The following is a 14520-nucleotide window of genomic DNA, read 5'->3' as shown; positions in this document are numbered from 1 at the left end:
CCCTGGCACGTCATTATTTGACCGATTGCGTACGACCTCAGTTGGATCACCACGCCTTCCAGCTCGCCCTACTTACACTGATCAATTTGGTGCAGGTTGTGAAAATTTGAGGGGAAGGGTCAGGGTCAGACCCCATTTTTTGCCGGATTCGGGGTCAGAGCACATTTTCGATCAATGTTCACTAAGCCATTGCTTACCCATCAGCAGCGTCGTACCGGTGCGCGTACGAGCGAAACGCGGTCCTTCCGACCAACAGGTTTGCCTGAAAGACTTTGCACCAAAAAGTGCTCTGACCCCGAATTTTTCGGAAAATGTGCTCTGACCCCGAATTAGTTCCGGCCCGGCAGATGGGGATGGCCATCCCGAAACACAGGTGACACACACGTCGTCGAGCCCGCAATCGCCCCCCACATGGGTAGAATAGTTAAACATGAAGCCCGGCGCCGACACAATGCTCATCCAAAGAACACATCGGTACGTCAATATCGCAGCGGCCATCAGCATTGCTGTACTGCTCGCAGGCATCTCCACGCTTGCCGTCAGCATCCAGCGCACGGCCGCGTCCTGGCGCTGGGTCAACCACACGCGCGAGGTGCTGCAGCACGTGCAGGGCACGCAAAGCCTGATCAACGAGGCCGATGCGCTGCAGAAATCGCTGCGGCTCGAATACAGCCGGCGCGACGATGCGGATTTCCAGGAGCGCCTGACCGCCCTGCCCCGCGCACTCCAAACGCTGACGCAACTGACCAGCGACAATCCAACCCAGCAGCGCACTCTGGCCGACCTGCGCGGCCTGCTGGACGAGTACGTGCGCAACCTGCGCACCGGCATGGAGCGCGCCATGGCTTATCCCAGCAAGGAAGGCGAGCGGGCCTTGCGCCAGGCAATCACCATGCGCATCGCCGCGTTGCTGGCCGAGGAAGAGCGGCTGCTCGTGCTGCGCGACGCCGCCGCGGGCACCGACCGCGCGCGCACGATCGCAGCCGCCGGCGCCGTGTCCGTGCTGTCGGTCGCGCTGCTGTTCTTCGTCCGGGCGATGGCGCGCCGCGACGCCGACTTCCTTGCCGATCAGCGGGCCAACCTCGACGCGACCCTGCGCAGCATCGGCGAAGCCGTGATCGCGGTCGACGCGTTCGGCCGCGTGCGGTTCATGAACCCCGTGGCGGAACAATTGCTCGGCTGCGAAGAGGCGCAAGCGCGCGACCAGTTGCTGACGACGGTATTCCGCATCGCCGGCTCGAGCAGCGACGACGACACACTGGCCGCCGCGCTGCGGGCGGCGCTGCGCGAGAAGCAGGCCGTGACCGGCATTCCGATTACCGGCAGCAGCTCCGCGCAACCGGAGCGGATGCGCGCGTGGCAGCTCAACTGCCAGCCCCTCCTCGTCGACGGCGAGGTCCGCGGGGCCGTGATGAGCATGCTGGACGTGACGGCGCTGAAGCACGCCCAGCGCGAACTCGCCGACGCCAACCTGTTGCTCGAACACCGCATCCAGGACCGTACGGAGCAGCTGGCGGAGGCCAACATCGAGTTGCGCGCCTTCGCCCACACGATCGCGCACGACCTGCGCGCGCCGCTGCGCAACGTGCAGGGCTACGCGGCCGCGCTGCTGGAAGACGAGGCGGCCACGCTGAGCGCCGCGGGCGAACGGTTCCTGCGCCGCATCCTCGCCGTCAGCCAGCACATGGACCGGCTCGTGACCGACCTGCTCGCCTACAGCCAGCTTGCGCGTGCGGAGCTGCGCCTGCAGCCCGTCGAACTGGACCGCGTCGTGCAGCTCGCGCTGGGCGACATGGAGATGCAGATCGCGGCCGCCGGCGCCCGCATCGAGGCCGCCTCCCAGCTGCCGGCGGTGCTCGGCAACGAAGCGGTGCTCGTGCAGGTATTCGAGAACCTGATCGGCAACGCGATCAAGTTCGTCGCGCCGGACGTGACGCCGCACGTGCGCATCGATGCCCACGTCAATGCCGACGCGGCCTGGGTGCGCATCGCGGACAATGGCATCGGCATTCCGGAAGACAAGCGCGAACGCGTGTTCGACGTGTTCGAGCGCCTGCACGGCGAAGACCAGTACCAGGGCACGGGCATCGGCCTCGCGATCGTGAAAAAGGGCGTGGAGCGCCTGGGCGGCACGATCCGGGTCGAACCGGCGCCGGCCGGCACCGTGTTCCGATTGTGCCTGCAACGACCGCGTCCGCAGCCCCTGCCTGCCGCCGCGCCGGCGGATGCGCCGCCGGTGGCCTGACGGGGCCTGTCATATTACGGCTACAATACGAGTCCCTGCACCACGCCAAGCCTCGTCCGCTTACCCACCATGCCCCTGCGCTTCCTCCTCCTCGACGACAATCCCGACGACCGCCTGCTCGCCCGCCGCGAACTCGAACGCCATTTTCCAGGCTGCCGGTCGGCGGAAGTGGGCGACCGCGCAGGCTTCGAACAGGTCGCCGCAGCCGGCTTCCCGTTCGACCTCGTCATCACCGACTACCAGATGCGCTGGACGACCGGCCTGGACGTGCTCAAGCTGATCAAGGCGCACGTTCCGCAACTGTCCGTCATCATGTTCACCGCGACGGGCACCCAGGAAATCGCGGTCGAAGCCATGAAGCACGGCCTGGACGACTACGTCATCAAGAGCCCGCGCCACTACGCGCGGCTGCCCGTCGCCGTGCGCACGTGCCTCGACCGCACCGAGATCCGCTCGCGCGCCATCCGCAGCGAAACGCGGCTCGCATCGCTGCTCGAGAACATCCAGGTGGGCGTGTTCCGCATGTCGCTCGAAGGCGAGATCGAGGAAGGCAACCGCGCGTTCTGGAGCATGCTGGGTCTCGGGTCGGGCGAATTCACGAAGGCGGCGCACCACCCGCTGATCGAGGACGTGCGGCAGCACATCCCGGAACTGAAGGCGACCCTGGAAGCGGCCGACCTGCAGCTCGACGCGGGCGACCTGGACACCGGCGGCCGCGCCTTCAAGGTGAGGCTGGTGCGCGTGCGCGTAAACGGGCACGACGCGGTCGACGGCATCGTCGACGACGTGACGTCGCTGCGCCGCGCCGAACTGGAGATCCTGCGCCTGAACGCCGACCTGGAACAGCGCATCGCCACGCGCACGCGCCAGCTGCAGGATGCGAACGAGGCGCTGGAGACGTTCGGCTTCTCCGTCTCGCACGACATGCGCGAGCCGCTGCGCACGATCCAGGGCTATGCCAACGTCCTCAAGCAGGATTTCGCCGAGGGCCACCTCGACAAGGCCAGCCTGTACATCGGCCGTATCGAGGCCGTCGCGCACCGGGTCGACACGATGGTGACCGACCTGCTGGAATTCGCGCGCCTGTCGCGCACCGAGATCGCCACCGAAAACGTCGTCGTCAACGACGCGCTGCACGAAGTGACGGCCGCGCTGCACGCCGAGATCCAGCAGGCGAAGGCGCGGCTGCAGATCGAGGTGCCGGACGCTCTCACCGTGCGCGCGCACCGCCAGACCGTCGTGCAGGCGCTGACGAACCTCGTGTCGAACGCCGTCAAGTTCGTGCGGCCCGGCGCAGCGCCGGTCGTGCGCATCGCGGCAAGCGAAGCGGGATCGATGGTGCGCGTCACGGTCAGCGACGACGGCATCGGCATCGCACCGGCGGCCCAGGCCCGCATCTTCAACGTGTTCGAACGCCTGCACAGCGAGGAGGAATACCCGGGCACGGGCATCGGCCTCGCGATCGTCAAGAAGGGCGTCGAGCGCATGGGCGGCCGCGTCGCCGTGGAGTCGGCGCCGGGCGGCGGCGCCACGTTCGTGGTCGACCTGCCCGCGCCGCCGGAGCCGGTGTGACGTTCGCCGCCCTCCTCGTCGACGACAGCCCGGACGACCGGGCGCTCGTCGCGCGCGAGCTGGGGCGGCATTTTCCCGACGTGCGCATCACCGAGGCAGGCAGCCCGGAGACGCTGGCCGCGGCGCTCGCCGACGGCCGCTTCGACATCGCCATCACGGACTACCGCCTGCGCTTCACGGACGGCATCACGGTCCTGCGCGAGCTGAAACGCCGCTTCCCCGCGCGTCCCGTGATCATGTTCACCGCGAGCGGCAACGAGGAAATCGCCGTCGAGGCCATGAAGGAAGGCCTCGACGACTACATCACCAAGACGCCCAAGCACTACCCGCGCATCGGCTATGCGGTGCGCGCCTGCCTCGACAACGTGGCGCAGCGCGCGCGGGCCGAACAGGCGCAGGCGCGCCTCGAGATCGCGCTGCGGTCGGCCGGGATGGCGACGTGGCAGTACGATCCGCGCGACCGCTCGATCGCCGCCTCCAGCGACCTCGGGCCGATGCTGGGCCGGCCGCCCGGCCATGCGCCGGCGACCGTGGATGCCTGGCTGGCCGACATCCACGACGAAGACCGGCCCCGCGTGATCGACGCGTGGAAGGCCGCGTTCGCGGGTGCGGACCACTACCGCATGCAATACCGGTTCCGCGGCGCCGACGGCATCGTGCGCTGGATCGCGTCGAGCGCGCGCGTGCTGCGCGGCACGGACGGCAAGCCGTCCATGGTGATCGGCACGGCACGCGAAGTCACGGCCGACATCGAGACGCGCCAGAACCTGGAACGCAAGACCGAGGAACTGGAACGGGCCGACCGCCAGAAGAACGAATTCCTGGCGATCCTCGCGCACGAGCTGCGCAACCCGCTGGGCGCCGCGCGCTATTCGATCGCGCTGCTGCGCCAGGCTCCGGACGACGCCGCCGTGCGCGCCCGCGCCACCGACGTGATCGACCGCCAGATCGGCCACATGGCGAAGATGCTGGACGAGCTGCTGGACCTGAGCCGCATCGCCCACAACCGCATCGAACTCCACCGGGCGCCGCTCGACCTGCGCGGGATCGCCGAACTCGCGTGCGAGAACGCCCTGCCCACGCTCGAGGGCAAGGGCCACGACCTGCGCCTGTCGCTGCCGCAGGAACCGGTCATGGTCGTCGGCGACGAGGTCCGCCTCACGCAAGTCGTCGCCAACCTGCTCGTCAATGCCGCCAAGTTCACGCCGACGCCGGGGCACATCGAGGTGCGCGTGGCGCGCGACGCCATGGACGCCGTGATCGAGGTCGCCGACGACGGCATCGGCATCGCGCCGCACCGGCTGGACGGCGTCTTCGAGATGTTCTCGCAGGGCGAGACGAAGGCGCACGGCGGCACGCCCGGGCTGGGCATCGGCCTCGCGGTCGTGCGCTCGCTCGTCGGCCTGCATGGCGGCACCGTGCGCGCGTTCAGCGCGGGCGCGGGCCAGGGCACGCGCATCCGCGTGACCTTGCCCGCCCTGGCGCAACACGCGCCTGCCGCCGCATCCGACGCGCCGGCGACGGACGGCGGCGCCCGCGGCCTGCGCGTGCTGCTCGCGGACGACAATGCCGACGCGGCGAACCTGCTGGCGCTGCTGCTGCAAGCCGAGGGACACACGGTCCACACGGGCTTCGACGGCATCACCGCGATGGCCCTAGCCGACGCGCACCGTCCGGATGTGATGGTGCTGGACATCGGCATGCCAGGCGCGAACGGCTACGAGGTCGCGCGCTGGGTACGCGCACAGGCGTGGGGCGCGGCCGTGCGGCTCGTCGCCGTGACCGGCTGGGGCATCGAGCACGACGGCGGCCAGGCGCTGGACGCGGGCTTCGACGTGCGGCTCGTGAAGCCCGTCGACATGGCGCATCTGCTCGCTGCCGTCAATGGCTCCCCACCGGAATGAGCGCCGGCTTGTCCTTGTCCTTCAGCAGGAACACGACGAAGCGCGCCGGCTTCGTCCGGCTCGCATTGCGGCCGACCGTGTGCACGTCGCGCGGCCCTTCGTAAAAAGTCTCGCCGGCGCGCAGCGTCTTTTCCTTGCCGCCCTCCACGCCCATGACGATGGTCCCTTCGAGCACGTAGACGAAGCCGTGCGCGTCGTGGCGGTGCACGGGATCGGCCGCGCCGGGCGCGTAGTCGACGGTGAGCATCATGACTTCCTTGCCCGGCGCGTCGGCCAGCGCCTGGTGCATCAGCGTCGTGACGACGGGTTCGGGCGGGGCCGCGTGGGCGAGCGTGGCGCAGGCGGCCAGGGCAAGGGGAAGGTAGCGGAACATGATCGAGGTCCTCGTTGTGCGTGAAAACGCCAGTGTAGACAGGGCGCCTGCCCTGCGACAGGCGCCGGCGGGGACGCGCGGCGGTGCCGCAAAAACACCAATCGGCGCGCGCGACGCTGGCAGGAAATCGGGGATTCTTGTCATTGCCGCCGAAGGGGAGCAGGCCTACCATCGGCGTACTTACGTACCGACAGGACCGCCGTGCCACGCAGCCTCACTTCCGTTCTTCCCAGCCCCGATTGCAACGACGCGCTGGCATCCAGCTTCGCGACAACGTATGCAGGCGTGGTCGCGTTCATGGCCGTCGTCCACGAAGGCAGCTTCGCCCGGGCGGCCGAGCGGCTCGGCATCGGGCGCTCCGCCGTCAGCCGCAGCGTGCTGAAACTGGAGACCCAGCTCGACACGCGGCTGTTCCTGCGCACGACGCGCAGCACGTCCCTCACGGCCGAGGGCCAGCGCTTCTTCGAGGGCTGCCGGCCCGGCGTCGACCGCATCTTCCAGGCGCTCGACGAGATGCGCGAGCTGCGTACCGGCATCCCGCGCGGGCACCTGCGCATCTCGTCCACCGTGGGCTTCGGGCGCAAGATCGTCGCGCCGCTGCTGAAGGATTTTCATGCGCGCTACCCGGACATCACGGTCGACCTGATCCTCGACGACCGCCCCACCGATTTCACGTCCGACCGCATCGACGTCGCCTTCCGCAACGGCCGCATGGACGACAGCCAGATCGTCGCCAAGAAGCTTGTCCCGATGCCCATGCTCGTGTGTGCGTCGCCGGCATACGCACAGCGCCACGGCCTGCCGCGCACGCCGGACGAACTGGCGGGCCACTGCGGCGTCAACTTCCGCTTCGCGTCGGGCCGGCTGTTCGACTGGGAATTCAAGGTCGACGGCGCGGTGCGCAAGCACACGCCGCAGGGGTGGCTCTGTTTCAACGACGCCGACCTCGTGCTGCAGGCGGTCCTCGACGGCGACGGCATCGCCCAGATGGCCGGCTACCAGATCCGCGAGCACCTGCGCGCCGGGCGCCTCGTCGCCTGCCTGGCGGAATATGCGCCGGACGACCGCGGCCACTTCCTCTGCTACCTGAGCCGGCACCACATGCCGATGCGCGTGCGCGTCTTCGTCGACGACATCTCGCTGCGCGTACGCGCCCTCGGCCTCGACGATCCCGACCTGGCGGGCGGAGGCCGGCCATGAGCCGGACCGCCTGGGCGTGCGCGCTCGGCGCCATCCTGTTGTGGGCGCTGTTCGCGACCCTCGTGCGGCTGGCGGGCGACGCGCCGCCGCTGCTGCTGACCGGCGTCGCGCTGTGCTGCGGCGGCCTCGCGTCCGTCCACCGGTGGCGCGAATGGAGGGTGCCGGCCGCCATCCTGGGCTTCGGCATCGCCAGCCTGTTCCTGTACCACGCGTGCCTCGTGGCCGCGTTCCGGCTCGCGCCCATCGCCGAGGCGAACCTGCTGAATTATCTGTGGCCGCTGTTGATCGTCGTGCTGGCCCGGCGCGCCGTGCCGCTGCGGCGCAGCCAACTGGCCGGCTGTGTCATCGCCTTCGCGGGCGGCGCGCTCGTCATCGCACCGTCCGCGCCCACCGTCACGCATCTCGCCGGCTACGCGCTCGCCGTGCTCGCCGCGTTCACGTGGGCCGTGTATTCGCTGGCGCCGGCCCGCCTGCCCGCCTATTCGTCCTGGGCCACGGGCGGTTTCTGCCTCGGCGCCGGCCTGCTCGCGCTGGCGGCGCACGCGCTGTTCGAAACGCCGTACCGGCCGTCCGGCACGGAGCTCGCGGGCATGGCCGCCATCGGCATCGGGCCGCTCGGCCTGTCGTTCGTCCTGTGGGACCGCGCCATGCGCACGGGCCGCGCAGCGACGATCGGGTCGCTGTCCTACCTGACGCCCGTGCTGTCCACGCTCGCGCTGGCCGTCACGGGCGCCGTGGCCGCAGGCAGCTGGTGGCGCCTCGGCCCCGCGCTGCTGCTCGTCGCCGCCGGGGTGCGGCTGGCGCGCTGACTGGTGCGCTCATTGGTGCGCTCATTGGTGCGTTTCTGGCACCACCGTGCGGCCGGCCAGCCGCCTACCGGCCGCGCGGCGCGCTGCCTACACTCCTTTCGTACCACAACCACCAAGGAGAACGAGATGACCCAGCGTATCAACTACCTCAAGCAGTCCCCCGCCCTCTTCAAGAAGCTCGTCGAACTGGGCACCCTGATCAACGACGGCAGCATCGAGGAAAGCATCCGCGACCTCGTCGCCATCCGCACGTCGCAGATCAACGGCTGCACGTTCTGCATCGACATGCACGTGAAGCAGGCCACGATCCACGGCGAACGCGCGCTGCGCCTGCATCACCTGGCCGCGTGGCGCGAATCGACCCTGTTCGCCCCGCGCGAACGGGCCGCGCTGGCGTGGACGGAAGCGCTGACGACGCTGTCGCGCCAAGGCGTGCCGAACGAGATCTACGAACGCGTGCGCAGCCAGCTGACCGAGCAGGAACTCGTCGACCTGACCTACGAGATCATGGCGACCAATGCGTGGAACCGCATCAACGTCGCGTTCCAGACCGTGCCGGGCTCGTACGACAAGGACTTCGGCCTGGACCGCGCCAACCTCGCTTGACAAGAAGACATCCATGAACATCGTCGTCATCGGCGGCACGGGCCTCATCGGCAGCAAGCTCGTGACCCTGCTGCGTGCGCGCGGCCATGAAGCGCTGGCCGCATCTCCCAACTCGGGCGTGAACACGCTGACGGGCGAAGGCCTGGACGCGGCGCTGGAAGGCTGCGACGTCGTCGTGGACGTGGCGAACTCGCCGTCGTTCGCGGACGACGCCGTCCTCGACTTCTTCACGACCTCGGGCCGCAACCTGCTGGCCGCCGCACGCCGGGCGGGCGTGCGGCACCACGTGGCCTTGTCCGTCGTGGGCACGCAGCGCCTCGCGGAGAGCGGTTACTTCCGCGCCAAGATCGCGCAGGAAGAGCTCATTCGCGCATCAGGCCTGCCTTACACCATCGTGCATTCGACGCAGTTCTTCGAATTCCTCAGCGGGATCGCTGCATCGGCAGGCCAGGACGACACGATCGCCCTGTCGCCCGCGTACATCCAGCCCATCGCCTCGGACGACGTGGCGGCGGCGCTGGCGGACGTGGTCCTCGGTGCGCCCGTGAACGGCATCGTCGAGATCGCGGGGCCGGACCGTTTCCGCCTGTCCGACCTCGTGCGCGACTACCTCGCGGTCAAGGGCGACACGCGCACGGTGCGCGCCGACGTCCACGCACGCTATTTCGGCGCGGAGCTGAAGGAGGACACGCTGGTGCCGCAGGGTGCCGCGCGCCTCGGCGCCAGCCGCATCGGCAACTGGCTGCAGGCTCAGGCGCCGGCGAGCCGCTTGCGGTAGGCCGACGGCGTCTCGCCCAGGTTGCGCCGGAACGCGGTGCACATGCGGTCCTCGTCGCCGAAGCCGCACTGGCGGGCGACCTGGGCGAGATTCGCTTCCGACTGTTCCAGCATGCGCTTCGCCGCGCCGATGCGGAACAGTTCCACCGCCTTCGCCGGCGGGCGGCCGGTCTTCTGCTTGTAGACGCGGGCGAAGTTGCGGGCGCTCATATGGACCCGCGCGGCCAGGCGTTCCACGGTGAGACCGGCGTCGTGCAGGTTGTCGAGGATCCAGCCGTGCAGCGCATCGAACGCCGCGTCGTCGCGCACCTGGGCGCGCAGCAGTTCGCTCTCCTGCGCCTGGCCGCCGGCACGCTTCATGAACACGACCAGTTCGCGCGCGACGTCCATCGCGAGCGCGCGCCCGCAGTCTTCTTCGACGAGGGCCAGCGCGAGGTCGATGCCGGCCGTGACGCCGGCCGACGTCCACACGGGGTCCTGGCGCACGAAGATCGCTTCGCGGTCGACTTCGAGCGCGGGGAAGCGTTGCTCCAGCACGTCCGCCATGTTCCAGTGCGTCGCCACGCGCCGGCCGTCCAGCAGCCCACCCTGCGCGAGCAGGAACGCGCCCGTGCACACGGACGTGACGCGGCGCGCGTGCGGCGCGGCGCCGGCGATCCAGTCGACCGTCGTGCCCACGTCCGCGAGCACGGCCGAGATCCCCGGCGCACCGGGCACGAGGATCGTGTCGATCGCGCGCCCGGCGAACTGCGCGGCCGGCAGCGTGTCGAGCGCGACGCCTTCCGCCGTCACCACGAGGCCGCCGTCCGCGCTGACCGTGTGCCGCTCGTACGGCACGAGGCCGCGCTCCGCCATCCGCTTGGCGGCGCACCAGAACACGGTCTGCGGCCCGGTCAGGTCGAGCAGACCCATGCCCGGGAAGGCGACGAACAGGACGAGCGGTGCGGCGGGCGTGGATGTCATCGTACGTACGGCTGAGTGAATCGTGCGATCTTACTGCGCGTGAAAACGGTGTCAAGGGCCCGCGACGCCTGCGTCCTGCGATGATTTTTTCCTGGCGACCGATACCGGGTTCGGTATCGCATTCGTCGGTTAGTTGCAATTGTCTCGCGATCCTTACAAAACCCCTGCAATAACAATGACTTGGCCGGCGTGCCTACGCGGGCGCTGCCCGCGGCGGCGCGGGACCGCGGCTTTGACATCGCTACCATGCATGCCCTACATTGCCGGATGCCCTGAATCCACCGGACCGCACATGACCGTACACCGCCCCCGCCCGCCGCGCCTTGCCGCGACGGTCCTCGCCCTCTGCGCCGCCATCGCCTGCATGGGCGCACACGCGCAGGAAGAACCGCGTCCCGCCACCGGCCTGTCGACGTCCACCTGGACGCCGGACAACGGCAACGGCACGTTCACGAACCCGCTGTTCTACGACGAGTTCTCCGACCCCGACATGATCCGCGTGGGCGACTGGTTCTACCTTACCGGCACGACGATGCACGCGATGCCCGGCCTGCCGATCCTGCGCTCGCGCGATCTCGTGAATTGGGAATTCCTCGGCTATGCCGTCGACAAGCTGGACTTCGGCCCGGCCTACCGCCTGGAGGACGGCAAGAGCATCTATGGCCAAGGCATCTGGGCCCCGAGCCTGCGCTACCGGAACGGCACGTTCTATATCTTTAGCAACGTGAACGGCCGCGCCACGCAGATCTTCTCCGCCACCGATCCGCGCGGCCCCTGGACGCACCGCGAGATGAAGCGCAGCCTGCACGACCTGTCCGTCCTGTTCGACGACGACGGCAAGGCGTGGGTCGTGTGGGACCACCAGCGCATGCACATCGCGCAGCTGACGGACGACCTGACGGACATCGTGCCCGGCACCGAGAAAGTGCTGTTCGCGCAGGACGCCGGCATGGGCGAAGGCGCGCACCTCTACAAGATCCAGGGCAAGTACTACATCCTCTCCGCCAACTACGCGGGCGGCTTCCGCATGCCCGCCGCGCGCGCGGACAAGGTCGACGGTCCGTATGAAGTGAACCAGGCCATCAGCAAGGACGAGGACTTCGGCATGGCCAAGGGCTACCGCCTGAAGGACAACAATACCCCGCCCGCGATCGAGCCGCCGGACCCGTCGGCCCGCAACAGCAACTCGCTGCACCAGGGCGGCATCGTGCTGACGCCGGCCGGCGAATGGTGGGGCTTCTCGATGATGGATTTTAATTCGGTCGGCCGCCTGCTCAGTCTTTCCCCGATCACGTGGAAAGATGGCTGGCCGTACTTCGGCCTGCCGGGCAACCTGGGCCGCAATCCGCGCACGTGGGTCAAGCCGAAGACGGCCGCGCCCTCCCCGATCGCGGTACCGTTTGCGCGCAGCGACGATTTTTCGGGCACGACCTTGCAGCCGCTCTGGCAGTGGAACCACGTGCCGGTCGACGGCCAGTGGTCGCTGACGGAGCGCCCCGGCTTCCTGCGCCTGCACGCGCTGCCGGCGACGTCGTTCTGGCAGGCCCGCAACAGCCTGACCCAGCGCGCCATCGGCCCGCGCTCGTCGCCGACGGTGACGCTGGATGCGTCCGGACTGGCTGCCGGCGACGTCGCCGGCCTCGCCCTGCTGAACCTGCCGTATGCGACGCTGGGTGTGGAAAAGACGGCGACCGGCCTGCAAGTCGCCCTGTACGACCAGATCACCAACCGCACCGTGCGCGTGCCGCTCCCGGCCGGCGCCACGCGCGTCCAGCTGCGCGCGGATTGCGACTTCCTCACCGAGCAGGCGCGCTTTTCCTGGTCCGTCGACGGCAAGGACTTCGCGCCCATCGGCGAGCCGTTCACGATGGTGTTCCAGCTGAAGACCTTCCAGGGCGTGCGCTATGCCCTCTTCAACTACAACCAGTCAGGGAAGACGGGCGGGCACGCGGATTTCGACAGCATCGACGTCTACCAGCCGAATCCGCACGGCCTGATGCGCGCGATCCCGTTCGGGCAGCACATCCAGCTCGCGGAGTTCAAGACCGGCCGCAAGGTGGCGCCGTATCGGGTGAAGGACATGGGTCTCGGACGTGTCGCCCTGCAGTCCGGCGCGGCCTGGGTCAGCGTCGACGCGAAGGGTAACGTGGGTGTGCGCAAAGGGTCGCCCGGCAAGGCGGAGAGCTTCCAGTGGATCGAGACGCCGACCGGGGAACTGGTGCTGATGTCGCTGGTGACGAACCGGTTCGTGCGGGTCGATCCGGTCACGCATGCGGTGCGGGCGGACAGTCCGGGGCCGGTGCCGGATGGGAGCGACGGGGTGCGGTTCACCTGGTCGTCCATCCAGCGCTAAACGCCGCGCGCAAGCGGCGCATTCCGGTCGCGAACGGCTTTCAGGCAGCGCGATGGCGCACGACGGCAGCGCAGGGCAGCAGCCTGTCCGCTTCGTCGAGCTCGGTGGCGTGAAACGTCCCCCAATCGATGAGCGATTCCAGGACGGGCTTCAGGCTCGCGCCGAGCGGGGTGAGCTGGTACTCGACGCCCTGGGGGTCCCCGGCACTTGACCGTCGCGTCACCGTCCCATGTTCTTCCAGCGCGCGCAACTGCTCGATCAGCACCTTTTGCGATATCCCGACGATACGCCGCTCCAGATCACGGGTCCGTTGCGGCCCGTCCAACAATACATACAAGAGCACCGCTTTCCAGCGTCCGGCGAGGACACCCAGCGCACGCTCGACCGGCAAGCCCGGCAATCGCTTCATGATCTTCATTTCTCTGCTGACCGATTGGTGTGTAGATCGCGGGGGCCATCGAACATTAAGATTTTCTTTCGACCGAACCAACCCGAAGGAAATCCATGATAAACCTGTTCGACTCTTTTATGCTTGGCGGATCTGTTCAGCTGAAGAACCGGATCGTGATGGCGCCCATGACACGTACGCGGGCGTCCGAAGGCGATGTTCCCAACGACCTCATGGCGACTTACTACGCGCAACGGGCAAGCGGCGGCCTGCTCGTGACCGAGGCGACCGACGTTGCGCCATCGAGCAACGGCTACGCGCTGACGCCTGGCATCTACACGGAAGCCCAGCGAGCGGGCTGGCGCAAGGTGACGGAACAAGTGCACCGCGCAGCGGGCACGATCTTCCTGCAGTTATGGCACGTAGGCAGGATGGCGCACCCGTCGCTGATGCCGGACGGGCAGGCGCCGTTGGGCGTCTCCGATGAAAGGGCGGAGGCGACTGTCTTCGCACACGGCCCGGACGGAAGGCTGGGGCATGTCCCGGCCGGCGCGCCCAGGGCGCTTCATACCCATGAAATCGCGGAACTGGTGACGACCTTCGCCCAGGCATGCGCCCATGCCCGCGACGCCGGCTTCGATGGCGTCGAAATCCATGGTGCGAACGGGTACCTGTTCGATCAATTCATGAACTCGGTACTGAATACCCGTACGGATCGCTATGGTGGCGGAAGCGTGGCCAACCGTACCCGTTTCCTGATGGAGGTCGTCGAGGCGGCGGTACGGGAGCTTGGCCCCGGACGCGTCGGCGTGCGCCTGTCCCCGTTCGGAACGTTCAACGCCATGCCGACGGACCCTCTTGCGGTGGAAACCCTGATCCATGTTGCCGAGCAGCTGGGGCGACGCGGCGTCGCCTATCTGCATCTCGTGTACGAGCTGATGCCTGAAGGGAATATGGAAACCGCCGAGTTCAAGGCCAGCCACATCGATCACGCCGTGCTTGCAGAAGTGCGAACGAAGTTCAGCGGTGCGATTATCTGGTGTGGCGGCTTCAACGGCCGCGACAGGACGCAACGTGCGCTCGACACCGGCCTCGTCGACCTGATCGCCTTCGGCCGGCCTTATATCGCGAACCCCGACCTGGCCGAACGGCTGCGGCACGGCTGGCCACTGGTCGAAGCGGACCCCTCGGTCTATTACACGCGCCGTGGCGACGCCGGATATACGGACTTCCCGGTCTACTCGACGCCCGACGGCGACGCTCGCGCGGCCTGACGGGCGCGCCGGCCGCGGGCCGCAAACGGCGACAAAAAAAAGGAGCGGCCGGAAAC

The 14520-nt window shown here is 68.4% G+C and carries 12 protein-coding genes; 9 read left to right on the top strand and 3 right to left on the bottom strand.

All coding sequences use genetic code 11. The annotated features are described in order from the left end of the window. Positions 1–451 precede the first annotated feature (451 nt). The 3 genes from ASD28_RS14335 to ASD28_RS32275 all read left to right on the top strand — a co-directional run bounded on the left by ASD28_RS14335 (position 452) and on the right by ASD28_RS32275 (position 5721). On the top strand, positions 452–2245 hold the full coding sequence (locus ASD28_RS14335) for an ATP-binding protein (RefSeq protein WP_056128933.1): 1794 nt from the start codon (positions 452–454) through the stop codon (positions 2243–2245). A gap of 69 nt (positions 2246–2314) precedes the next feature. Beyond that, complete coding sequence (locus tag ASD28_RS14330) at positions 2315–3817, top strand: ATP-binding protein (protein ID WP_056128928.1); 1503 nt, start codon at positions 2315–2317, stop codon at positions 3815–3817. After that, a complete protein-coding gene (locus tag ASD28_RS32275) occupies positions 3814–5721 on the top strand; it encodes a response regulator (RefSeq protein WP_056128926.1) in 1908 nt (635 codons plus the stop codon). Before ASD28_RS14330 ends, ASD28_RS32275 begins: the two co-directional genes overlap by 4 nt. Here the strand turns inward: ASD28_RS32275 and ASD28_RS14320 are convergent. Further along, positions 5699–6094, bottom strand: coding sequence for a cupin domain-containing protein (locus ASD28_RS14320; RefSeq protein ID WP_056128923.1), 396 nt, complete (start codon positions 6092–6094; stop codon positions 5699–5701). The genes ASD28_RS32275 and ASD28_RS14320 overlap by 23 nt on opposite strands. Before the next feature lie 201 nt (positions 6095–6295). Here ASD28_RS14320 and ASD28_RS14315 point away from each other — a divergent pair, with 201 nt between their 5' ends. The 4 genes from ASD28_RS14315 to ASD28_RS14300 all read left to right on the top strand — a co-directional run bounded on the left by ASD28_RS14315 (position 6296) and on the right by ASD28_RS14300 (position 9487). Further along, a complete protein-coding gene (locus ASD28_RS14315; protein ID WP_056128921.1) occupies positions 6296–7294 on the top strand; it encodes a LysR family transcriptional regulator in 999 nt (332 codons plus the stop codon). Next, positions 7291–8103: a DMT family transporter gene (locus ASD28_RS14310; protein ID WP_056128918.1), complete on the top strand. Its 813-nt coding sequence runs from the start codon at positions 7291–7293 to the stop codon at positions 8101–8103. The genes ASD28_RS14315 and ASD28_RS14310 overlap by 4 nt, the downstream gene beginning before the upstream one ends. Before the next feature lie 126 nt (positions 8104–8229). After that, complete coding sequence (locus tag ASD28_RS14305; RefSeq protein ID WP_056128915.1) at positions 8230–8709, top strand: carboxymuconolactone decarboxylase family protein; 480 nt, start codon at positions 8230–8232, stop codon at positions 8707–8709. Between the two features lie 13 nt (positions 8710–8722). Next, positions 8723–9487 (top strand): SDR family oxidoreductase, encoded by a 765-nt coding sequence (locus ASD28_RS14300; RefSeq protein WP_056128913.1) that lies wholly within the window; start codon positions 8723–8725, stop codon positions 9485–9487. Here the strand turns inward: ASD28_RS14300 and ASD28_RS14295 are convergent. After that, positions 9460–10449: a GlxA family transcriptional regulator gene (locus ASD28_RS14295; RefSeq protein ID WP_056128910.1), complete on the bottom strand. Its 990-nt coding sequence runs from the start codon at positions 10447–10449 to the stop codon at positions 9460–9462. The genes ASD28_RS14300 and ASD28_RS14295 overlap by 28 nt on opposite strands. Positions 10450–10741: 292 nt before the next feature. Between ASD28_RS14295 and ASD28_RS14290 the strand changes: the two genes are divergently transcribed. After that, complete coding sequence (locus tag ASD28_RS14290) at positions 10742–12802, top strand: glycoside hydrolase 43 family protein (protein ID WP_082577232.1); 2061 nt, start codon at positions 10742–10744, stop codon at positions 12800–12802. 40 nt (positions 12803–12842) lie between these two features. Here the strand turns inward: ASD28_RS14290 and ASD28_RS14285 are convergent, their stop codons facing one another. Then, complete coding sequence (locus ASD28_RS14285) at positions 12843–13220, bottom strand: helix-turn-helix domain-containing protein (RefSeq protein ID WP_056128905.1); 378 nt, start codon at positions 13218–13220, stop codon at positions 12843–12845. Between the two features lie 86 nt (positions 13221–13306). Between ASD28_RS14285 and ASD28_RS14280 the strand changes: the two genes are divergently transcribed. Next, entirely contained in the window at positions 13307–14464 is a 1158-nt protein-coding gene (locus ASD28_RS14280; RefSeq protein WP_056128903.1) for an alkene reductase, read from the top strand. The last annotated feature ends 56 nt before the right edge of the window (positions 14465–14520 follow it).

Source organism: Massilia sp. Root133 (assembly GCF_001426525.1).
GTDB lineage: Bacteria > Pseudomonadota > Gammaproteobacteria > Burkholderiales > Burkholderiaceae_D > Telluria > Telluria orientalis.
The sequence above is the reverse complement of the archived record's forward strand: the minus strand, read 5'-3'. Positions and strand labels throughout refer to the sequence as shown.

What these genes read in the sequence shown, in the direction of transcription:
- ASD28_RS14335 (WP_056128933.1), top strand. Translation starts at nt 452, where the DNA reads ATGCTCATCCAAAGAACACATCGGTACGTCAATATCGCAGCGGCCATC.
- ASD28_RS14330 (WP_056128928.1), top strand. Translation starts at nt 2,315, where the DNA reads ATGCCCCTGCGCTTCCTCCTCCTCGACGACAATCCCGACGACCGCCTG.
- ASD28_RS14320 (WP_056128923.1), bottom strand. Translation starts at nt 6,094, where the DNA reads ATGTTCCGCTACCTTCCCCTTGCCCTGGCCGCCTGCGCCACGCTCGCC.
- ASD28_RS14310 (WP_056128918.1), top strand. Translation starts at nt 7,291, where the DNA reads ATGAGCCGGACCGCCTGGGCGTGCGCGCTCGGCGCCATCCTGTTGTGG.
- ASD28_RS14305 (WP_056128915.1), top strand. Translation starts at nt 8,230, where the DNA reads ATGACCCAGCGTATCAACTACCTCAAGCAGTCCCCCGCCCTCTTCAAG.
- ASD28_RS14300 (WP_056128913.1), top strand. Translation starts at nt 8,723, where the DNA reads ATGAACATCGTCGTCATCGGCGGCACGGGCCTCATCGGCAGCAAGCTC.
- ASD28_RS14295 (WP_056128910.1), bottom strand. Translation starts at nt 10,449, where the DNA reads ATGACATCCACGCCCGCCGCACCGCTCGTCCTGTTCGTCGCCTTCCCG.
- ASD28_RS14290 (WP_082577232.1), top strand. Translation starts at nt 10,742, where the DNA reads ATGACCGTACACCGCCCCCGCCCGCCGCGCCTTGCCGCGACGGTCCTC.
- ASD28_RS14285 (WP_056128905.1), bottom strand. Translation starts at nt 13,220, where the DNA reads ATGAAGATCATGAAGCGATTGCCGGGCTTGCCGGTCGAGCGTGCGCTG.
- ASD28_RS14280 (WP_056128903.1), top strand. Translation starts at nt 13,307, where the DNA reads ATGATAAACCTGTTCGACTCTTTTATGCTTGGCGGATCTGTTCAGCTG.